A 21,729-nucleotide genomic window follows, 5' to 3' on the forward strand; every position below is an offset into this window, starting at 1 on the left:
AGTCCGATTTTACCGGTCAGTCTACGTCCGGCCTCTGTTTTTTCCTAGTGATTATGCTAAAATGAAGGAGCATTTCATCCGCTATTCTCATTATGAAAGGAGCTTCCGTCTTGTTGGAAAAAGCCAAAGAATTGTTGCGAACGTATTATGGTTATGACAACTTCCGCCCAGGGCAGGAGAAGGCGATCTCGTTTGCGCTATCCGGGCAAAACACGGTGGTCATCATGCCGACAGGCGGCGGTAAGTCCATCGTCTACCAGATTCCCGCACTACTCTTCAAAGGGACAACCCTAGTCATCTCCCCATTGATTTCCTTGATGAAAGACCAAGTGGATACGCTGAACCAGCTTGGGATTTCTGCCGCTTATATCAATTCCTCGCTTTCAGCACAGGAAGCGGCAGAAACGCTTGAGGCTGCAGTCTACGGCGAATACAGGCTGCTCTATGTCGCGCCGGAAAGGCTGGAGTCGTTTGATTTCCGCGAAAAACTGCAATATATGAGCATCCCGCTAATCGCTGTCGATGAAGCGCACTGTATTTCGCAGTGGGGCCACGATTTCCGGCCAAGCTATCTACATATCGCGCGCCTCATCCAGTCATTGCGGAACTCCCCAGTGGTACTCGCGCTTACTGCCACGGCAACTCCTGTCGTGCAGCAGGATATTTGCACCTCGCTTGGAATCGATCCTTCTCATGCCGTCATTACTGGCTTCGCACGGCAGAATTTATCTTTTTCCGTGGTGAAAGGCCAGGACAAGACACTCTATCTGAAAAATTATGTAAAAAAGAACAGCAGGGAAGCGGGCATCATTTACGCTGCGACAAGAAAGAATGTCGACCAGCTTTATGAGTGGCTGCAAAAGCAAGGAGTTGCCGCTGGAAGGTATCATGCTGGCATGAATGATATGGAGCGGAACAGCGAGCAAGATAAATTCCTTCGCGATGAAGTTTCCGTCATGGTGGCGACATCGGCGTTCGGCATGGGAATCGATAAATCGAACATCCGCTATGTCATCCACTTTCAGATGCCGAAAAACATGGAAAGCTATTATCAGGAAGCGGGCCGTGCGGGCAGGGACGGCATGGACAGCGAGGCTATCCTGCTCCATTCTTCACAGGATGTGCAAATCCAGCGCTTCCTTATTGATCAGTCGACGGAAGGAGAAAGGATTACGCAGGAGCTGGAAAAACTGCAAAGCATGGTCGATTACTGCCATACAGAGGATTGCCTGCAGCGCCATATCCTCCGCTATTTTGGGGAGGATGGCGGAGAGCCTTGCGGGCGTTGCGGAAACTGTACGGACAGCCGGGAGAGCATCGATGTCACAAAGGAAGCGCAAATGGTGCTAAGCTGCATCATCCGCATGGGCCAGAAATTCGGCAAGGCGATGACAGCGAGTGTTCTGACAGGCTCCCGCAGCAAGAAAGTTTTAGAGTTTGGCTTCGATAAGCTTTCCACCTACGGCATCATGCAGGATAAAAGCACAAAGGCTGTGAGCGATCTGATTGAATTTCTCATTTCGCAAAATTTAATCGGTGTGCAGCATGGCGCTTACCCAACAATATTTGTCTCCCCTGGCGGCAAGGATGTGCTGACAGGCAAAGTGAAGGTGATGCGGAAAGAAGCAGTGAAGACGGCAACAATCGCGGCAGACGATCCGCTGTTTGAAGAGCTGCGCATCTTGAGGAAGTCTATCGCTGATTCGGAAAAAGTGCCGCCGTTTGTTATTTTTTCCGATACGAGTTTGAAAGATATGGCAGCGCGGCTGCCTGTGGATGAGGCGGAATTTTTACAGGTAAGCGGTGTAGGTCAGCATAAGCTTGAAAAATACGGGAAGCCTTTTATGGAAGCGATCTCCGCTTTCATGGAAGCGCACCCTGAGCGAGAGCGGGTCGCGTCAGTCGCGGAAGCTGCCAAAAAGCCGCCGAAAAAGCCGCCGGGTGAGACGCGGATGGAAACGTACAGCATGCATAAGGAAGGTTTGAAGGTGGGGGAAATTGCTGAAAGGCGGGAGCTTTCACCGGCAACGATTGAGAACCATCTTGCGACCTGCATGCAGGAGGGAATGGAGTTGAATGATTCCTTATTGCTCCCAGAAGCGTACCGTCCTTTGATTGAAAAAGCCGTGGAAGAGGCTGGCCGCGATCGGCTGAAGCCAATCAAGGAGCTTTTGCCAGACGAAATCAGCTACTTCATGATCAAAGTATATTTACGAAAAATAGGCAGCGGCTCTTCGTTGTGATAAAATTCAGCTTAGTCTGAGTGTAAAGGAAGTATATAATGGAAAAAATAATTCCCGTGAAAAAAAATGATTCAATAGAGACGATTTTTCAAGACTTGACCCATGACGGAGCCGGAGTGGCGAAAGTTGATGGATATCCAATATTCGTTCCGGGAGGCCTTCCGGGCGAAAAAGCAATCATCAAAGTGATCAAGGCAAACAAAGGCTATGGGTTTGGCCGCTTGATCGAAATCTTGGAGCGAAGCCCGTTCCGTGTTGAAATGAAGAAAGAAGATGCGCCAAGCTACGGCGGCTGCCAGCTGCACCATATGTCATACGAAGGCCAGCTGAAGTATAAGGAAAACCTTGTGCGCCAAGTGATGGCCCGCATCGGAAAGCTTTCTGACGTGCCGATTGAGCCTGTGATTGGCATGGGCAATCCATGGAATTATCGAAACAAGGCACAGGTGCCTGTTGGAGAGAAGGATGGAAAGCTTGTCGCAGGTTTTTTCAAGCCGCGCAGCCATGAAATCATCGACAGTGATGAGAGCGTCATTCAGCTGCCAGAAATTAACGAGGCAGTTAAAGCAGTGAAGGAAATTTGCCGCGATCTTGGAGTCGTGCCTTATAACGAGGAGCGCCACACCGGCGAGCTCCGTCATATTATGGCCCGATACGGAAAAGAAACCGGCGAGCTCTTGATTGTCCTTGTTACAAGGACGAAGGAGCTCCGCAAGCGCGGCGAACTCGTGGAGAGAATCGTTGCAGCGCTCCCGAAAGTGAAATCTATTGTCCAAAATATCAATAGCAAGAAAACGAATGTCATCCTTGGAGAGAAAACGAGGGTGCTGTGGGGAAGCGGCGAAATACACGATTATATCGGTGATGTGAAATTTGCGATTTCACCTTTGAGCTTTTTCCAAGTGAACCCGGTGCAGACGAAAGTGCTGTACGATAAAGCGTTGGAATATGCCGATCTAACCGGTGAAGAGACTGTAATTGACGCCTATTGCGGCATCGGCACTATCTCCCTTTTCCTCGCGCAGAAGGCCAAGAAAGTGTACGGTGTCGAAATCGTGCCAGAAGCAATCGATGACGCACAGCACAACGCCGAGCTTAACGACATCACCAACGCGGAGTTCGAAGCGGGCGAAGCAGAAGCTGTCATTCCTAAATGGTACCAGGAAGGCATTCGCGCCGACGTACTTGTCGTCGACCCGCCGCGCAAAGGCTGTGACGAAGCTTTGCTCAAGACCATTCTAGAAATGAAGCCAAAGAAAGTCGTCTACGTCAGCTGCAACCCAGCCACCCTCGCCCGAGACCTGCGAATCCTCGAGGACGGCGGCTATAAAACAAAGCAAATCCAGCCAGTGGACATGTTCCCGCATACGAGTCACGTGGAAGCAGTCGCTGAGATTGTGCTCGCATATGTAACCCAATAATAAACCCTTGTGCGACATAACAAACCCATAGGATAATGAATTTAAAGTTTTGATATGCCTGTGAAAAACGTGTGGACAACGGCAAGAAGAAAAGCAAGAAAGAAAGGGTGGGAACAGGAATCCCATCCTTTTTTGCCCGAATAAAAAAGCGAGAGAAAAGACAGGATAAACCTTACGGTTTCAACGTTTTATTAAAAGTGTGAGGGGTTCGTAAGAACCCTCCAATCCTGATAAAGAGTGAGAAAAAGCAGGAGAAAAAGGTAGGAAGAAAAGCAAGAAAAAGCACGATATTATTTTAACAAATAATAAAGTTGTGGGAGAAAAAAGTGAGAAGAAAATTGGGAAAATGTGTGATTTGTGTAGGACTCTATTTTAAATGGTAGAATTTAGGTAACGTAGGAATGCGGGTTGAGAAGGTGTGGAGTAGCAATACATTAATATTACTGAACATAGTTAGAACAGTTTCAAGAGAAACAGAAAAAAATAGAAATTCTTATGAGAAATGGGACAACTTCCTGTTTCTCTTCTTTTAGGTTTTAGGGGGAAAGGAAACCTATTGAAAATGTCTTGAAATTAATGAATAGAAAGTTTATGATGAACTTGAAAAAATACAATTACTAAATATAGGGAATGGAACAATATGATTAAATACAGTGGTATTGCTATAATTCCATATTGCATAAATTAACGCTCAGTCACTCGACTGGGCGTTTTTCATTTTGTTTGTTTCCAAACTCTATTTGAAAGGGGAAAAATGAATGCTACTGAATAAAACAAAGCTGAAAGAATCAATGCTGAACCTTTCGATTGAGATGATTGGAGATTTGCTAATGATAGCAATTTCTTTATTTGTCGGGTATTATACAAAAATTTTATTTCTAATGTAGTTATGGTAAGTAAATAACCAATTTAAAGGGGGGCTTATTACGGATGAAATATTTGCTTTATCAATTGTCCGAGCCATCATTTGGTATAAATATAGATATGACATAGAGCAATAATTAAGACTCTATGAACCTCTAAATGTGGTTGGAGTGAGTTTCGTGGATGTTACAAACAGGACTGTTTATTACTTAATGGATGATGAATAAAGGAATAAGGGGGATTTAAAAATGAGAAAGAAGTTTGAGCAGGAAAAGGATATTGATATAACCGAATTGGTAGAGGCTTTTTCACTTGATGATGAAATAGAACTGGACAATGACATTCGTGAATGGTTGCAGACTCCGTCAGTTCAATTAAAGGATTACGGATATGAACCTGACAGCGAACGGGAGTATTTTGCATTCCTTAATGAAATATCAGACTACCATCTGACGGAGAGGTGATGACATAACAACCATAAATAAAGGGGAGGTGACTTAGTGGAACAAGATTGGAAGGAAAAGTTTAGAGAAGAGCTTATTGAGGATATGAAAAAGGAAGCAAAGCAAGAGATAGCGGAGGAAATGGTGAGAGTTTTTGTTCAACTTGAAGAGGAAAAGTATAGTAATGAATGGATTTCTGAAAAGTATGGAGTTCCTATTTACAAAGTCGAACGATTCAGAGAAGACCATAAAAAGTGGGATTTTGCGAAAAAATTAGAGATAACGGTCGAACCTGCTTACGTTGAAGATGAACATCCTTCCCAGTGTTTACATGGTGAGATGTACGTAAAGAGGGGGAAAATGAATGGTACTGAAAATATGCTTTTATTTGGTTTATATGCGACAGGTTTAAAACGGTTCTTGGAGATTATTTCAGATGAAACTAAAGAAACCTTGCGAAAGATGTTAAATGAACAAAATATAGTTGTTGAGAGGGAGGATGAAGCGTGAATTACTATCAAATGTTGGATAATGTACATGTTTTCATCCGTAATAGAGACCAAATCAATTTTTGGGAACAAGAGCTGTATAGAAAAATAGATTTTTCAGAAGCCTGTATAGATGTAAGTTTTCTTCTTAAAGAAGGGCTATGTCGTATTGTTAAAAGTGATGAAGAAAAAAATGAGGAATGAGCAAGAAGTACCAAAAGAATATTGCCCGTTTTGTGGCAAGAATTTGATAAGAGTCCTCTCGGAACAAGAACAAAAGAAATACAATCTAAGATATGTAAATGAAAAAATCGGTATTTCCAATTGGGATTCAGTATTTGCTTGAAAATGCCCATATTGTTCCAAAACATGGAGGAGGGAATGTTGACCTTATGTTAATCCCCAAGAAAGAACCTCAACCGATTAATTACAAAATTTATGAGGAATATACGCCAGGTAAGTTAGAAATGGTTAGAGGAAAATTTCTTCCTTTTGATAATGACTTAGAGAACATGCTTGTGCTGTGCTTATATAATATGGGCATCAGAGAATTTATCAGTATTCTTCCACAGGAATCAAAAGAAGAATTATTGGAGTTGCTTCAACAAGATTTGAAGGAATAATATAACTAACGAAATTTTCTGCAGTTGTTCCCGAATAACTCCAATGTCTGGTAATATATATTTGTCGGAGCTTTGGGGTTCTGGCATCGAAAGGATAGAGAGCGACCACCTTTTTTGCCTTTGCGGAGCTTTGGGTGGTTGTTTTCATTTCTGTCTTAACTATTGATTTTAAGAAGGTGGGTGAGGAAATGAAAGCTAATGTAAATTTGATTAAGGAAATTGAGGAGTTTGACAATGCCTTTGCTGACGGAATCTTTGCTGTTCCTCGAAACCCGAATGATAAGGGTAAAGGTTAGACCCTTGTTCGATTATTGTCAGAAAAAAGGTGTAGAGCCGAGTGAATTATCGTCTGAGGAGATGGAACAGTTCCTTCAATACTAAAAAGAGAGTGTTTTCCACTCTCTTGATACTACACTCGAAACTCTTTTAGTAAATCTGATTTAGCCTCATTCAAAAGCCTAACCGCATTAATATCATTCTTAAAATTTTCATCATGCCATTCAACAATTACATTCGGTAAAGGAGAATTATATATTTCTGCAACCCTAACTGTAACAATATCATCAACATCACAATCGTCATCGTCTTTATACCAGGTCACTTTTAAAACTGTGGCTTCCGCAAAATTAATTTAGTTCCCATTTTCGTCTTCATCGTATCCGTAGCCAACTTCATCATATACTAAAAAACAACGTTCAATAGATTCGTCATTTACTACTAAATCAAATTCCATAAAACAAACCTACTTTCTATAAAGTGAAATTTTAATCGCTTGGGGGATTAGCTTAATTTAGAAGCCAAGACATAGTGTTCAAGGAAGAGTTCTTTGATTATTTACCGAGCGTTTCACCTGTCATTAGAAAGTACAATTCTTCTGATTTTCCTTTTGATAGCTTCCCATACTTGCTCTCCGCATCTTTAACCACTTCAAATTTATCACCTGATGGAGTAATCCATAGGAAGTAATCCGTATCGTTTATTTAAAAATCTGCTGGTCGTGCCATACTTACTTGCATTTGACCATGTTCCCAATTTGTACTTTCCGCCAGTTGAATAATATCATTTATTTCCTCGCTGTCCGTTACGGTTTTAATGACTTCATAGGTGTCATTTTCACTGTTGATTCTCTCAATCACAATTTTATCAGGCATTTCTACTGTCTTTTGCGAACAACCCCCAATTACAAAAAGAGCCAATAAAAGCATGAACGTACTAATCATCCTCATAGAGTTATAGTCCCCTTTTACCAGTATTGTACTATAAGGCAATTCCATTAACAGCATTATTTAAGAAGATAAAGAGTAGCCTGTTAGATTGTTCAATCGTGTTCTATCATTCTTTAATTCTGCTATAGCGTTGAATAATTTGAAAAGGTCGAATCTATAATATAGCAGGTTTCTAATAACAAAGGATTCTATTTGGAAACTATTACAACAGGATGTTCTAATCTATCAAACAGATTAGGCAGATTATACAGGAGGAAATAGTATGGGAAAAGACAGAGAGATGTCTCGAAATTTTGCGGAGAAACTCAAGTTCTATAGGCTTCAAAGGTCATATTCTTTGAAAGATGTTCAACACATTACTGGAATTGATGCTGGATATATCAATAAATTGGAGAATGGAATAAGACGTGCTCCTTCATATCCAATTCTCCAAAAGTTGGCATATGCTCTAAAAGTCGATATTACAGACCTTATCGACATTGAATTGCCAGAAAACGAACCGTTACGAAGTGTTCAAGAGGTGCTGGTATTCACTGAGTATCTTATCAATGGCAAGTTACCTTCTTCAGAGGTGCGAGAAAACTTATTATCGGTTATCCAAACGATGCTGGACTGCGATTGGGAGGAACATTGTAAACATATGGACAGTGTCAAAATATTAAATAAGATTGACATTTTTTTAAGGTCACTGAAAAAATAGTACATCAAAAAGGTTGGAAAAGGAGAACTGTAATTTTTTTATGGTTCTCTTTTTCTATCTAAATGTAATAGGAGAATGGATATGTCAAAAAACGGTAGCATAAAGGAAGATATTTTTACAGTATTCATGAAAATGAATTTGAATATTATGGAAAGGGAGTTGAGTCTTCATCTTTCCGAAGTTGTATTGGAACAAAGTTTTGATGTTACGGAAGAAAATGATAGCCAGAATAAAAAGGTTTTAATGTTGGATATGTATGGAATTGAGCAAAACTCTAATGTCGAAGTTATCGTTGAAAATGTATTAACTAAATCAAATAATGACCATCAAAGGCGATTGCTAAAAATTATTGAAAGATTAGAAAAGGGAATAATCATTTACCAAGCATTAGGATTCAGACCAAAGGATGTACAGCAGTTGAAAAATGCAGTAACAGGAAAAGACATTAATCTATACTTTGTGGAAATTAACGAGGACATGATTCCGTTAATTAACAAGCTCAATACGGATACGCACAAGTTAAGGATTTATGAGAACTTAAATACGCTGAATACCATTGCAAATCCTATTAAACTTCTAAAGGATATTAGTGTTATAAAACCAATACAAGGCAATGTGGCATTAATGAGGGAAGAGGTAGTGTAAACGCTAAAATAAAAGTTGACCACTAAAGTACAATTCGCTAATCAAAAAGTTGACCACCCTTAACACCAAATCCCTTATCATAGAGTTTGTCGAGAACTTCATGATTTGGGAGGAAAAAAGGATGTTAAAGATGGCTAATATAGAGCTTATCAGAAAATTGCACTTTAAAGAAGGTCGATCTATTCGGCAATTATCAAAAGATCCCAAACTATCAAGGCAAACCATTCGCAAGGCATTACAACAGAATGAAATTCCAACCTATCAACGCTCAAAGCCAGCTGCCAATCCGGTCATCGATCCCGTTAAATCAACCATTATCCAATGGTTAATGGATGACGAAACAGCCCCAGTAAAACAGCGTCATACAGCTGCTCAAATCTTCAGNCTCTTTCGTCAATCCGGAGGAGTACCTCTTAAAATCCGAATCGATAATTTGACTCCGGCAGTGAAGAAGACCCGTTCAAAGGTGGAAGAGGCGCAACTGACAGATGCATTTATACAATTTCAAAACCATTATGGGTTTGATGTTCAAGTGTGTAATCCCAGAAGCGGCCATGAAAAAGGGAATGTTGAAAATAAGGTGGGATATATCCGCTACAACTTCTTTAGCAAGGCCCCCGTTATGAAAGACTTTGATGATCTCACATCGAAACTGGAAAAGAGATTAGCAGAAGACAGGGATCGCGTTCATTATGAAAAACAGGTCAGAATAATAGATTTATGGGAGGAAGAGTCCAAGCATCTTTTGGCCCTCCCTGAGCAAGATTATCCCGTTTTCAAAGAAGAACAGGTTAAGGTGAATAAGTATAATGAAATAAGGCTTGATCAGACTTTGGTACATGTCCCTAAAGCAGCAAACTATGGCATTCTATATATTCAATGCACTTGGGACTCCTTTAAAGTGGTAACACCAGATGGCGAAATTCTGCTCGAGGACTTTCGTCCTTACATGAATAAAAGAAAGGCCTTGCCTTGGCAGTCCATTGTAAAGGGATGGATTCAGAAACCCCGAGCACTTCCCTACTCGCGTTATCATGAATATTTACCAGGAAGGATTCGAAATTACTTAATGGTGGATAATTTGTCCATTCGTCAGGAACGTCTGAAGGCTTTGGCAGCTCTGCTTGTTACACATGATATGAAGGGAATTAACTTGAATTTTTATGAACTAATAGAGGAAGAAAAGCTTGGAACACAAGCCAATCCTTTTGATGTGGAATGGTCCAAATATGATAATTTGGCCGGAACTAAGGAGGCTATGTCATGACTTTCGATCTCAGAAGTAAGTGCAAGTCTCTTCGTTTGGCCTACATTCCAGACATTTATGGCAAGATCCCTTTTGATAATCCTGAACAGTATGTAAATGATTTATTTGAGGAGGAATTGAAGCTAAGGGAGAGAGCGAAAATAACACGTTTAATAAAGAAGGCTGGATTCTTGGATCGGAAAAGTCTTGAAACATTTGAATGGCATGAACAGCAAATGAGGTTGCCTGGTCAGATGACAAAAGAGAGACTTTACAGTCTGGATTTTATTGAACAAAGAGAGAACGTAGTTCTAGTCGGAACACCTGGAACCGGGAAAACCCATTTAGCAACAGGGCTAGGAAGAAAAGCATGTGAATTGGGGTTTGAAGTAGGTTTTTATCGAGTTTCTCATTTGGTAGAAGAGTTAGAGAACGTCTTGAGGTTGAACCGGTTATCCGCCTTCCGAAAAAGAATCCAGAAACTAGACTTAGTGATTCTGGATGAAATGGGGTATCTTCCCTTCGGAAAAGAGGGATCAGAGTTATTGTTCCAGTTAATATCTGAGTGTTATGAGCAGAAAAGTCTAATTATAACCTCAAACTTGGAATTCAGCCAATGGAACAGGATTTTCACCGATTCCAGGTTAACCGCCGCTTTGGTGGATCGTTTGATTCACCATGCCCATATCATCTCATTCCATGGGGAGAGTTACCGTCTATCTCATGCATTGTCAAAAAGAAGGTAATAGATAGGGCTGGCAAAGTTGTGCATTTTCCTTTGCATTCTTCTGCACTTTTTCCTTGCAAAATACAATTGCAAGAACTGTTAAGAATACTACCGAATTAAATAAGAAGATTACTTTAGAAAAACTTGAAATAGAACGGAGATATTGGATGCAAAGAGGAATTGAATGGAAAATAGTCACCGAAAAACAGTTACCAAAACAAACTGCTAAAAATATCGAGTGGGTTAGAGAAACTCTATTGGAAGATGGAGTAGCAGATAAAGAGTCATTATCCCAAATTCTGCTTAATTTTTTGCTGAATAATATAGAAACTCCTTTAAAGGAGTTGCTGAAGGCTTTTGATAAATCAGAAGAAGGGGTTGCCACTGGAACAGGGCTATATCTCTTTCGTTACTTGATTGCAAAGAAAGACATTAGAGTTAATATGACAGAAAAAATTAACCTTGCTCTAAAAGTAAAAAATATTCTTTTGTAGAGAACAGGAGGGGATATTGTGAAATTAGTTCAGAATGCTTTGTTTAAATATGGAAGTGGAAAAGTAATACGAATTTTATATATTAACGAGCTAACTTCCGTTTTATATGTAATTGACATGGACAGCAACAGATGGTCATATCCAATGCTCAAGAAAGATTTTCTTACTGCGTACCAAAGCAAACAAATAATCGAATTAAGTGAGGACATTTATAGTCGAGTTATTCCAGAAGAAGAGTTGAGTGAAATTGAAATTCAAAAGAGACAACATGCTTGGGAGATAGTAACTTTTTTTAAAAGTAAGTTATCAGATGATGAACATATGTTTATTAGTAAGTATCGACAAAAGGCGATGAAGGAAACAATGACAGTTTGCAATATTAGTTACAACGCATTGAAGAATATCCTAATCAAGTATTTTAAAGGCTGTCAAACAAAATACAGTTTGTTACCGAACTACTTTAGATGTGGAGCAAGAGGGAAAGAACGAAAAGTAGGAGATAAAAAGCGGGGTCGCCCTCGGAAAAATGGACAAAATACAGGAGTTAATATTGATGAAAATATTAAGAAGGTCTTTAATGTGGGATTAAATCGATATTTTTATAATGAACGTAACAACTCCCTCAAAATGACTTATGAATTGATACTTAAAGATTTTTTTACAAAGGAAGTAGTTGATGAAGATGGCCTTAAAATACCGTTGTTGTCCAATTCGATACCAACATATCACCAGTTCCTGTACTGGTACAAACAGTTGAACGATGGCAAAAAAGAAATCATAAAAAGGAGGGGGACAAGAGCTTACCAGCAGAATTATAGAGCGATTATTGGAACGTCAACGGAAGATGTCTGGCAAATTGATAGTACCCAAATGGATATTTACCTCGTTAGTAGTGCAAAGGGAAAAAGAGACTTAATTGTTGGAAGACCGACATTGCATCTGGTGATATGTGCTTATACTCGTTGCATTATGGGCATGAGTATTAGTTATGAATCACTAAACAGTTATTCAGGGGAAATGATTGCTTTAGCAAATAGCATGACATCAAAAAAAGGATTTTGTGAGAAATATGGAATTACAATAGAAGATTCTGAATGGCCGTATGCTGTTCCGACAAAGATACTGGCGGACAGAGGAGCATTAAATGGAAAGCAAATTGAAAATGCCATTACTAACTTAGGAATCACGATTCAGCAGACTCCACCCTATCATGCCGACTATAAAGGAATCATAGAACAAGCATTTAATCAGCTAAATTTAAAATTTAAACCTTTTGTGGATGGTGTTGTTGTAAATGGAAGCAGAGCAAAGGAGCGTGGACAGCAGGATTATCGGCTGAAGGCTACTTTAACAATCGAAGAATTCACTAAAGTTATAATAAAATACATCCTGTTCTATAATAACCACCATGTTTTGACTGATTATGTGTTAGATGAAAGTATGTTGGAAATAGGTGTCAAAAAAATTCCGAACGAAATATGGAAACATTATAGAAATTATAGTAAGGGGCAATTACGAATTTTACCAGAAGAAGTAATCAGAACTTATCTACTTCAAAAAGATAAAGCATTAATCACTCCAAAAGGTCTTTCTTATAGAAAACTCCTCTTTGCTGGGGAGTATGCACTCCGAAATTCATTATTTCAGAAGGCTCGTATCGGGGGGAATTACCGAGTAAACATCTGCTACAATCCGATGGACCTTTCCGAAGTTTATATGTTTGATGAAAATGGAGGTTTACATAGATTTACCCTTTTAGAGCATTTAACATCGTACTCTAATATGGGAATAGACGAAATTGAAGCATTAAAAAAGTTGGAACAAGAAATGGACAATAAGAATCAAGAAAAGGAACTGCAAGAAAAAATGAAACTTTACTCTGAAATAGAGGATATCGTAAAAGAAGCGAGAGAAAAAACCGAATCAGAAAGGGACTATAGCAAGAGCAAATCCCAAAGGATTAAAGGAATTAAAGAAAATCAAAAGAATGAACGATTGTTGCAACGTGAGATGGCAAAAAAGGAAAGAGAAACGGAAAGCATTTTAGATGAATCTATAGATGAAGAAGACGAGTTTGCTATGTTCAGAGATTGGGAGGAAGATAACGATGAATAAAATTTATTTAGATAATGGAATGGAGGCTGTTGAGGCATCTTATAATGAATTTCCACTTGAAGAATACAACAGTAATCCACTAATTCAGGCATTGCCACCATTAATGGATAAGCAAACAATTATTAAGAAGCTAATGTATCCAATACATTTTAAGGAAGAAGAACGGGATTTAGATGGTTCGTATAGACTTCACATGGTTTATAGACTGTACAAATTGTTTCAGCCTTTGCCGATTCATATTGACATCTGGAATATGGTATTTTCATTGATTTATCAGGGCTATGTGGCTCGAAATCCTTTTGATGCCGATTATAGAAGATATGTAAATCAAACGGGTAAACAAATTATTAACCGTACCTTTGATATTAATACAAGGACTAATTTTAGAACTACAGCAAGTTGTGCCACATTAATAGGTTACAGTGGTATGGGTAAATCCTCCAGTATTAACCGTATTCTTAGCCAGATACCACAGGTAATTGTTCATAACCGATATAATGGTCAGCATTTTAACCAAATACAATTGACGCATTTAACATTACAGACACCACATAATTCAAGTCTTAAATCATTAACCCTTCAATTTTTTATGAAAGTGGATGAATTGCTTGGGACTAATACATTCCAGAAGCATGTATCTCGTAACCTATCAACTGATGCCATGCTACCTTTAATGGGGCAAGTTGCTCAGAATTTGGGAATTGGGTTGCTATGCCTCGATGAAATTCAGCACATCCAACCAAGAGGATTACAGCAAATGATGAATTACTTTGTTACATTAATGAATTCTTTTGGTGTTCCTATTCTTTTCATCGGTACTCCAGCATCCTATGTGATTTTTCAAAACGAGTTTAGAATCGCTCGAAGGGTAACAGGTAACGGAGAGGTGATATACAATAACATGAAAGATGATAAAGAGTTTCGTTTCTTCTTAGAATCAATTTGGAAATATCAATGGAATAGAAAATTTGTCTCCTTAACTGAAGAAATGGTAAAGGAATTCTATGAAGACACACAAGGCGTGTCGGATTTAATTTTGAAGTTGTTTATAAATGTGCAAAAAGAATGTATCTCTAATGGGAAAGAAGAATTTACAGTAAATATGGTTAAAAGGGTAGCGAAAGAGCAGTTTAAGTTAATGAAACCAATGATTGAAGCCATAAAATCTAAAAATCCTTATAAAATTGCACAATTTGAGGATTTAAGAAGACTTGAACTTACCGATACTTCTGCACCAAGAAAAGAGATATCAACGTCAACAATAGAGAAAGTCAGTATGGTTCAACAAGACACAAAAGAGATTCCGAAAGCTACCATAGCCTCAACAGAACCAAGAGTAAAACAAGTTTTAAATTATGCAAAAGATGATTTGAGAAGACTGTGGAAAGAAGCGAGTAAAAATGAGGAAACTATTTATCAACTATTAGTGGATAATGAATATGTGGATGACATGAGTTTGTGGCAAGAAGAAGGTAATATATAATGCTGAATTTTTTTCCAATAATCTTTCAAGATGAATTATTAGTTTCAATTTTTTCCCGATATAAAAATATCTGTGGAATGAGGAGCAGACAGGCTTTTGAAAAAGATTTATTTGATAGGTTAGAGGGAAGAAAGTCAGTTTGGTTGCCACAAAATTTAAGTGCATTAGTAGCCAATCTTCCTCCAAATTCTAAGATAACGGTTGAGGAACTCATACAGAATCATACAATGTATCCATATTACACTGCTTTTTTATCCAATGAAAAATCTAAGTTGATATTTGATTGTATGACGAGAAAAAGCGGAAAAGCAATTGAAAGTATGGTTGGATTAGGTGGGAGCAAAGTAAAGCCGAACAATGTATTGAGATACTGTCCCTTATGTTTTCAGGATGATATGAGAAATGGGGAAAGTTGTTGGCGTAGACTACCACAAATTCCAGGTGCGTTATATTGCCCAACACATGAAGTTCTTTATAAAGATAGCAATGTTTTAATAACAGAAAGTAGAAATGCTTATATATGTGCAGATGAAGATGTATGTGATTCAGAATTGGCAGAAGATGTTTACCCAACTAATTTCAAAGAACTTAATTTAAGGTACATGGAAAATGCCTCTTATTTGTTATTTCATAATCAGAACAGGCTTGATTTGTCTTTTATTATCCAGTTTTATATTGATAGGTTGAGAGAGAAACAATTAGCTTCAAATAGTGGTAGTCTCTATATAGAAAGGTTGGTAGAGGCTTTTATGCAATACTATCCTTCAGATTATTTAGAGCTTATGCAGAGTGAAGTGAATTTGGAGCAGAAAGCCAATTGGTTAAGGTTATTTGTCAGAAACAATAACAAAAATAGAAGTCCACTGCGACACCTTCTTTTTCTACAGTTTCTAAATTTCGATGTTCAAGAACTGTTTGTTGCTAATAATGTGATTGGTAAACGTTCTATAACCATGAACCGTAGACCTTTATTTTCTATTGAAGAAAGAAGAGAAGCATGGTTGAAGTTAATTGAGGAGAATCCAGGAGCGAATAGGAGTCAATTAAAAGAAAAAGGTAAGAGCATTCACACTTGGATTTGTGCTCACGATTGGGATTGGTATGACCAGGTAACTCCTAAAGTTACAAAAAGAAAGAAAAGAATTGGAACGGTAGATTGGGAAAAAAGAGATGAAGAATATTTGGAACTGGCTCAACAAGCGGTGCAAACAATTCTAAAGGGAGAGGGAAAACCAATAAGAGTTACTCCAAGGAGTATCCGATATGCAATTGGTATTAAGCGAAGTTTCCAACATCCAAACCTCGTTAAAACTGGACAATATCTAAAAGAAGTAACCGAAGATATACAAAGTTATCGGATAAGAAAGATAAAATGGGCGATAGACGAAATGATAAAGACTGGACAAAGGTTGACTGTATATAAAGTTCAATTATATGCAGGATTTGGAGAGGGAAATAAGGAAATAAAGACTTTAATCCAGGGGTTATTAGAGGAGATTCAATAGAATATATGGGAAATAGAAACTTGTAAAAGTTCTATTATCCCATTAAATATTCTTTGGCTGTATATTATCATTAGAGATAGGATGGCTAATTTTGTTCTTTGTCATCAATAAGGCTCTTCTCTAATAACAAGTTTAACTTTTCTATTTCAGAATTGTTTCCAGCATTAGCATCTTTATTAGATTTATCTAAGTCAGATAAGTTTTTTTGCATAACTTTTAATTCTTCCTGTAGAATGTTTATTTCTTTTTGTAAATCCTTTATTAGTTCTATTTGTTCAGTTAAAACTTTTGATTGTTGTTCCAATTGATTAGAACTGTTAGTGGCCATTGTAAAGCTAAGACATATAAGGGAAAAAAAGATACCAAGCGATATTAACGCATTTCGTAGATTATTGTTACTACAGTCCACATAATTGTTAAGAACGGTGTTTTGAAAAGTAGTCATTTTATATTGAGTACCTATCATTAATAGCTTTTCTTCCTTTTTCTTTTCATTTGTTGAAAGCTGTTCCAGATATACAAAGTCTTTCGGACTAAAATCATATTTAGGTCTTGAGTTTAAGGTTAATAAAGAATAAAAGCCAGAAACAATCAAATAAAAACAACTTGCAATGACGAAAGAGACAAGAATTGCTGTTATCCACTCGTTAGCATAAAGTTTATCTTTTAAGTTTAAAATATAGCTGGATATTCCACCAACCATCGAGAACGCCAGAGTTACAGCGACTGCAGTTACTTTGGCTTTATCTTGTAAAGAACCTATTTTTTCATGTATGCCTTTCAATAAATCTTTAGCATCATCTTCCTCAATACCAGCAAACATTTCTATGTCCTCAATAGCTTCTTCCTGTACAATTTTATTCCAGGTAGTATTTTGCTCTTGTTTAACCAACTTATTAGCGGAGTTGCATTCCACCATCGGAAGTAAGGCATATAAAAACCTTAAAAGATTTCCTTTCATTGCATCACCAACATATTTGCAAAAGATTGAGGAATTGGTTGCCCAGTAGTATGCACTAACCATGCCCATTCACCAGTAGGATTTATTTCTAAGAATATATAGTCATTTTTATCTGTTTTTAATAAATCAATTGCACCAAACTTCAATCCCAGTTGTTTAACAATTTCAATGCAATTATTTTTAACGGTAGTAGGTAAGCTGACCGTATTAAACTGGACATCATCTTTAGCTTTTCTCCAATCAATATCCACGCCTTTTCCACTGATTGTGATGTCAGTTGCAAAAACCTCGTTTCCAACAACTGTAACTCTAATATCCGTTTTTGGAAAAACATAGTCTTGTATTGTAACAGGGGCCAACTTAAGATTAGCTTCTTGCAGTTCTTTCTTGTCAATTATATTGGAATAGACAAACCCTTCATTTCCACCAATATTGAAAAATGCAGTATCTAACGATTTTATTATATATTTTTCATTGTGGAGTTCGGGAGGATAATTGGTTACTGTAGTGTTAGGAATACTAAACCCAATTTTTTTTGCATATTTCAATTGCACTATTTTGTTTTCAGCTTTATATGTCTTTTCTGGATTGTTTGCCCAAAGAACATTTTCAAAGATTAATAAGTTCCTTATAAAAGACATCCATTGCTCTTTATATAGCACACTTTCTAAAGTACTTTCAGCTTGATTTAATTCCCTTAAAAAAATAGGTGCTCTAAAATAGATACTTTTGAGGTGTTTTTCAGAAACTAAATATTCGTTTTCACCTACAGTAATCAGCATATCAAAATAAGATGAATTTATTTGTATTTTATAATTATGGAATTCATCACGATTAAGTCTAAGATAGTTTGTTTCTTTACGTTCCAATTCAATACAAATAAAATCAGTAGTAAAATCATATTTATCCGAAATTAAGAGAACATCCACAATTATCACTTTTGGTCTTCGCCTCTTTCAACATCATGTTTTTTAGTCGAAGGAAGTGGTCTTTTTGGATTTAGAACCAGCGGTTTAATTGTGCTATTGTCTAACCAATAACCTTTTTCTGTTGAATACATAGAGTCTTCAGTTCCTGACCTTTTATCATAGTTCTTTTCGTAGATATGAATTTTATCAAGCAATATATGTTTTGCCATAACGTTATCCCCTTTGTAAAAATTATCTAATAACATGATAAGGTAGACGATAGAATAAATAAAGTATTTATGGAACAATAATATTTTAAAGACTATAACCCTCTACCCCTAAGCCCTGTTACTATGTAACCAAATAATAATCTCCTGTGCGACAAAACAAACTCCTATCATAAAGATAACCTTATTTTGGGAAAAATGATATAATGGAATCTACAAGAATAGAATATCCAAGCGGTTCACCAAGAGAAGACCACCTTACTGGACAAGGGTGGTCTTTCTTGCTTTATATAATTTCTATTTGAGAGTAGGAGGCAAACGGTTGAAAAAATGGATTATCATTATTGTAGTTTGTATTGGAATTTCATTGGGGGCTTTATTTTACTCCAAAATCTATTACCCTTCCTTGCCGATAGATTCAGTATCCAAACGTGAGGTTGTTCAAAAAGTGAATAAATCAGATGAAAGTTTTGTATATCTGACAAAAGAAAATGGCTACGAATGGTACATATCAAAAATGAATCAAGGAAAAGCGTATGAGCATCTAAAACAAGTGATGAAAGAAGATAGCTGGAACTTTAAAGAGCAAATGGGGGCTGGATTCATTTTTCAAAAGGAAAATAAAGAAATAATTATTGGAAGTCAAATGTGGACAGGAAAGTATGTAATATTTCAAATTCCTAAAATGAATAGATGAAAAAACAGGGAAACATTTTGTGGGAATCAACCGTATATAAACAAATGGTTACTTTGGATAGATGGTAATGTAGATTTGCTTGACCAGATTAATATTGAATAGCTGGAAAAATTTTAGGGAGGAAAATTTGTGTTCAAAATTACGCCTAAATGTTTAAAGTGCGAAAAAGAAATACAAGGAAATGAAGTGGTTTATGTAAAGATGCGTTATCCAGAGAGAAAAGGAATGACGGAAATAAAAGCATATCTGCAAAATGAAGGGAAACTAATTTGCGAAGATTGCTTTAATAAAAGGGATAATTAGTTTTTCCCAAGTAGATGTATTGCTTTATAGAGTGAAGAGAATAAAGGGGATGCTTATGAGTAATATGCAGGAAATTGAGGAACTGAAAAAATCCATTGAAGAACTGCCTGAAAGAGAAGCAAAGTCACTGCTATTTCATGTTTTATTCCGATTGAATCTTGTAAAAGAAACGGATTATTCAGAGATAGATTTTGTAAATGACGTTGGAAATATATATAAAACGGTACTTAAACTATCGAAAGAACGGTCAAAAGCGAAGGAAGAAGAACATTTTCAAAAGGTACATATTGTCTTTGGGCTTTCGGGTGCAGGGTCATTAAAAGTGGCTCTGAAGGAAATGGGAGTATATCCAGTAGAAAAGGTGATTTCCTTTTGGGACATATTTTCGATTGGGCCTATTAAGAGACTACATGAAAATGATGGTCAAGAAGCAAGATTTCAATGGATGAAAAATGTGATGAATGATGAAGATGGAGATTTTCAAGAATATCAACAAGGCTTTTATAACACTGTTAATCAAATAAATTCTATCTCAGAGAATGTACCGATTACAATATGGGTGGCTGATAATTCTCATGAGCAGACAGGATTGCAATATATTTTATATTTATTGCGGAATAAAACGAATGAAATCCAAGTGATTAACACAACAAGGGCATATGCTGAACATTTTAATCTACCAGATATTCAATATACCGTTTTGAAAACAGGAGAAGCCTCCCCTGAAAAATTGCAAATTATATATGAGAAAAGTCATCCAAAACCTTTATCAGAACATGAAAGAAAGAAACTTGTAGGAGAGTGGATGGCTCTTGCTGATACGAAGGAAACCTTACGTATTTGGAAAAATGGAAAGATACAGAACGTCAGGGAGGATTATTACGACCAGTATATGATAAATATGGCGAAAAAACTTCAGATTGAGCGAGAACGAGCAAAAGAACCTGAACCTCTCATGAAATCCGCAAGATTAATAGGAGAAGTGATAGGGCATTTAGACCAATATATGGGGGATGCATTCTTCGAGTATCGGCTAAGAAAGTTGATAGAAGAGGGTGTTTTTGAGATGGAAGGCAGTTTGAAGGCGATGCGTTATTATAGTGTGAGGTTGACAAAGGTCTAAGGAGGCATTCAAATGAATAAATGGGTTTTGCCTTTTATCATTTTGATAGCGATAACGATTGCTGGATGTTCAAAAGGTGAGATTTCAACTGATAATAAGATGATTGGAAGCAAACCACCCATAGCCAAGATTAAGATTGGCAAGGATACCTTTTCAACAAAACTTGGTTCATATTGTTGGACAGTGAAAAACAAAAGTACCTGTGTCGATACTGCTGGACCAGTTGAACTGTTAAAGAACGAGAATCCTATTCAAGTAAAAGCTGGTGAAGAAATAGCGTTTGAGATGTATTATGAACCAAAGCCAAATGAAGTCCATTTACTTCAAATAAATAGGAACAAGGAAACAGAGGTAGTAGTGGAAGATAATCATTTTACCACACCTATGGAAAAAGAAATCTATTATTATTCATACGGTGTGTGGTGGATGGACAAAGAGGAAGCTAATGTATCAAATGGTGATGCTTCCTATGCCTTTGTTTTGGAAGTAAGATGAATGGTTGGAAATGAAACTAAATAATGGAGGGATATGATGACTAAAAGTAAAGTGGCTCTGATTAGTTCAGTTGTTATTTTAGGTATATGTATGAATTTATATTTCCCGTTTCCTAATAACGTAATGTTGGAAGCACGTTCCACATTCATGTCGTTTCCAATCAGTAATCAAGATGGATTTATCCCTCTTGGTATAATTGGGTCTGTTTTATTTATAGTTGCTATGATTTTAGTTTTTAATGGTATGAAGAAATCCCGTCTTAGGTCAATTTTAATAGTTGCGATTATATATGCAGTTTTACCCAATTTTCTAATTACAATGTATCAGGAAACATTAGCCAGTGGCATTAAAGCTATCTCATACGATGGGAATGGTAATTGCAATTTTGAGAATGTAGGCGAAGGCGTATTGAATGGGGAATGTAATTTTGTGTTACATAATCGAAGTGGTAAAGAAGTATCATTTGAATTGGAATTTCTGGATTCCCACTTCATGGAAGATGGGGTACGAATGGAGTCGTTAATGAATTTAACTGGTCCATATAGAATGACAATAGAAGCAAATCGTAAAAAGACCATCCATTTGAAGGAATTACTTGATTTATCAGATGTTCCTAAACATATAGATGGAGGAACATCGAATGGTATTCATTTTAAATTAATTGATGAGGCGAATATACGTACTTTATAGGTGAGTGTTTCTTTTTACTTAAAAGGTGTCATAACGGTTGATTGAAGATATTCAGTTATTAGAACAATGTCCATTACTGAATATCCAATTTGGCGATATCTT

General features: G+C 37.2%; 23 protein-coding genes and 1 pseudogene. 20 read left to right on the forward strand and 4 right to left on the reverse strand.

Annotated features, from left to right (window positions below):
* The first annotated feature begins 110 nt into the window (after nt 1–110).
* From recQ to BQ5796_RS00235, 7 genes are all read left to right on the forward strand, one after another.
* Nucleotides 111–2,243 carry a DNA helicase RecQ gene (gene recQ / locus BQ5796_RS00210; RefSeq protein ID WP_097678006.1) on the forward strand — a complete coding sequence of 711 codons (2,133 nt, stop codon included), beginning with the start codon at nt 111–113 and terminating at the stop codon, nt 2,241–2,243.
* Nucleotides 2,244–2,281: 38 nt separating this feature from the next.
* Nucleotides 2,282–3,664: a 23S rRNA (uracil(1939)-C(5))-methyltransferase RlmD gene (rlmD, locus tag BQ5796_RS00215; protein ID WP_071458428.1), complete on the forward strand. Its 1,383-nt coding sequence runs from the start codon at nt 2,282–2,284 to the stop codon at nt 3,662–3,664.
* 758 nt (nt 3,665–4,422) lie between these two features.
* A complete protein-coding gene (locus BQ5796_RS18610) occupies nt 4,423–4,551 on the forward strand; it encodes a hypothetical protein (RefSeq protein WP_282956843.1) in 129 nt (42 codons plus the stop codon).
* Nucleotides 4,552–4,776: 225 nt separating this feature from the next.
* Entirely contained in the window at nt 4,777–4,992 is a 216-nt protein-coding gene (locus tag BQ5796_RS00220) for a hypothetical protein (RefSeq protein WP_071458429.1), read from the forward strand.
* Nucleotides 4,993–5,028: 36 nt separating this feature from the next.
* On the forward strand, nt 5,029–5,481 hold the full coding sequence (locus BQ5796_RS00225) for a hypothetical protein (protein ID WP_071458430.1): 453 nt from the start codon (nt 5,029–5,031) through the stop codon (nt 5,479–5,481).
* Nucleotides 5,478–5,663 (forward strand): hypothetical protein, encoded by a 186-nt coding sequence (locus BQ5796_RS00230; RefSeq protein WP_071458431.1) that lies wholly within the window; start codon nt 5,478–5,480, stop codon nt 5,661–5,663. The genes BQ5796_RS00225 and BQ5796_RS00230 overlap by 4 nt, the downstream gene beginning before the upstream one ends.
* 98 nt (nt 5,664–5,761) lie before the next feature.
* A complete protein-coding gene (locus BQ5796_RS00235) occupies nt 5,762–6,082 on the forward strand; it encodes a hypothetical protein (RefSeq protein WP_071458432.1) in 321 nt (106 codons plus the stop codon).
* Between the two features lie 980 nt (nt 6,083–7,062).
* Here BQ5796_RS00235 and BQ5796_RS00245 read toward each other — a convergent pair.
* Entirely contained in the window at nt 7,063–7,308 is a 246-nt protein-coding gene (locus BQ5796_RS00245; protein WP_071458434.1) for a hypothetical protein, read from the reverse strand.
* Nucleotides 7,309–7,570: 262 nt separating this feature from the next.
* Here BQ5796_RS00245 and BQ5796_RS00250 point away from each other — a divergent pair, with 262 nt between their 5' ends.
* The 8 genes and pseudogenes from BQ5796_RS00250 to BQ5796_RS00285 all read left to right on the forward strand — a co-directional run bounded on the left by BQ5796_RS00250 (nt 7,571) and on the right by BQ5796_RS00285 (nt 16,223).
* Nucleotides 7,571–8,008, forward strand: coding sequence for a helix-turn-helix domain-containing protein (locus BQ5796_RS00250; protein ID WP_071458435.1), 438 nt, complete (start codon nt 7,571–7,573; stop codon nt 8,006–8,008).
* An 81-nt stretch (nt 8,009–8,089) separates the two neighbouring features.
* The gene (locus BQ5796_RS00255) at nt 8,090–8,653 is read left to right on the forward strand and encodes a hypothetical protein (protein WP_071458436.1); all 564 of its coding nucleotides are present in this window, start codon (nt 8,090–8,092) and stop codon (nt 8,651–8,653) included.
* 1,263 nt (nt 8,654–9,916) lie between these two features.
* Nucleotides 9,917–10,645, forward strand: coding sequence for an IS21-like element helper ATPase IstB (istB, locus tag BQ5796_RS00265; RefSeq protein ID WP_071458437.1), 729 nt, complete (start codon nt 9,917–9,919; stop codon nt 10,643–10,645).
* Nucleotides 10,646–10,694: 49 nt separating this feature from the next.
* Nucleotides 10,695–10,817: pseudogene (locus tag BQ5796_RS18615) on the forward strand (TnsA endonuclease N-terminal domain-containing protein); the annotation flags it as partial.
* Entirely contained in the window at nt 10,794–11,120 is a 327-nt protein-coding gene (locus BQ5796_RS00270; protein ID WP_071458438.1) for a TnsA endonuclease C-terminal domain-containing protein, read from the forward strand. The pseudogene BQ5796_RS18615 and the gene BQ5796_RS00270, both read left to right, overlap by 24 nt.
* Before the next feature lie 18 nt (nt 11,121–11,138).
* Nucleotides 11,139–13,235: a cell envelope integrity protein TolA gene (locus BQ5796_RS00275; protein ID WP_071458439.1), complete on the forward strand. Its 2,097-nt coding sequence runs from the start codon at nt 11,139–11,141 to the stop codon at nt 13,233–13,235.
* Entirely contained in the window at nt 13,228–14,718 is a 1,491-nt protein-coding gene (locus tag BQ5796_RS00280) for an ATP-binding protein (RefSeq protein WP_071458440.1), read from the forward strand. Before BQ5796_RS00275 ends, BQ5796_RS00280 begins: the two co-directional genes overlap by 8 nt.
* Nucleotides 14,718–16,223, forward strand: coding sequence for a TnsD family Tn7-like transposition protein (locus BQ5796_RS00285; RefSeq protein ID WP_071458441.1), 1,506 nt, complete (start codon nt 14,718–14,720; stop codon nt 16,221–16,223). Before BQ5796_RS00280 ends, BQ5796_RS00285 begins: the two co-directional genes overlap by 1 nt.
* An 85-nt stretch (nt 16,224–16,308) precedes the next feature.
* Here the strand turns inward: BQ5796_RS00285 and BQ5796_RS00290 are convergent, their stop codons facing one another.
* Genes BQ5796_RS00290 through BQ5796_RS00300 form a run of 3 tightly spaced genes read right to left on the reverse strand, consistent with a single transcriptional unit; the run spans nt 16,309 to nt 18,322 of the window.
* Nucleotides 16,309–17,184: a hypothetical protein gene (locus BQ5796_RS00290; protein WP_071458442.1), complete on the reverse strand. Its 876-nt coding sequence runs from the start codon at nt 17,182–17,184 to the stop codon at nt 16,309–16,311.
* Nucleotides 17,181–18,122 carry an MvdC/MvdD family ATP grasp protein gene (locus BQ5796_RS00295; protein ID WP_071458443.1) on the reverse strand — a complete coding sequence of 314 codons (942 nt, stop codon included), beginning with the start codon at nt 18,120–18,122 and terminating at the stop codon, nt 17,181–17,183. Before BQ5796_RS00295 ends, BQ5796_RS00290 begins: the two co-directional genes overlap by 4 nt.
* Nucleotides 18,119–18,322 carry a hypothetical protein gene (locus BQ5796_RS00300; protein WP_071458444.1) on the reverse strand — a complete coding sequence of 68 codons (204 nt, stop codon included), beginning with the start codon at nt 18,320–18,322 and terminating at the stop codon, nt 18,119–18,121. The genes BQ5796_RS00295 and BQ5796_RS00300 overlap by 4 nt, the downstream gene beginning before the upstream one ends.
* A gap of 319 nt (nt 18,323–18,641) precedes the next feature.
* On the opposite strand from BQ5796_RS00300, the gene BQ5796_RS00305 reads away from it, so the two are divergent.
* The 5 genes from BQ5796_RS00305 (at nt 18,642) to BQ5796_RS00325 (ending at nt 21,627) form a co-directional block, all read left to right on the forward strand.
* Nucleotides 18,642–19,016 (forward strand): hypothetical protein, encoded by a 375-nt coding sequence (locus tag BQ5796_RS00305; RefSeq protein WP_071458445.1) that lies wholly within the window; start codon nt 18,642–18,644, stop codon nt 19,014–19,016.
* Between the two features lie 129 nt (nt 19,017–19,145).
* Nucleotides 19,146–19,319, forward strand: coding sequence for a Fe3+ hydroxamate ABC transporter substrate-binding protein (locus BQ5796_RS00310; protein WP_071458446.1), 174 nt, complete (start codon nt 19,146–19,148; stop codon nt 19,317–19,319).
* Between the two features lie 55 nt (nt 19,320–19,374).
* Nucleotides 19,375–20,442 (forward strand): DUF1835 domain-containing protein, encoded by a 1,068-nt coding sequence (locus tag BQ5796_RS00315; protein ID WP_234969279.1) that lies wholly within the window; start codon nt 19,375–19,377, stop codon nt 20,440–20,442.
* Between the two features lie 12 nt (nt 20,443–20,454).
* Nucleotides 20,455–20,937 carry a hypothetical protein gene (locus BQ5796_RS00320; RefSeq protein ID WP_071458447.1) on the forward strand — a complete coding sequence of 161 codons (483 nt, stop codon included), beginning with the start codon at nt 20,455–20,457 and terminating at the stop codon, nt 20,935–20,937.
* Nucleotides 20,938–20,973: 36 nt separating this feature from the next.
* Entirely contained in the window at nt 20,974–21,627 is a 654-nt protein-coding gene (locus BQ5796_RS00325) for a hypothetical protein (RefSeq protein WP_071458448.1), read from the forward strand.
* Nucleotides 21,628–21,729 lie beyond the last annotated feature (102 nt).

The organism is Bacillus massilinigeriensis (genome assembly GCF_900111815.1).
Lineage (GTDB): Bacteria > Bacillota > Bacilli > Bacillales > Cytobacillaceae > Mesobacillus_C > Mesobacillus_C mediterraneensis.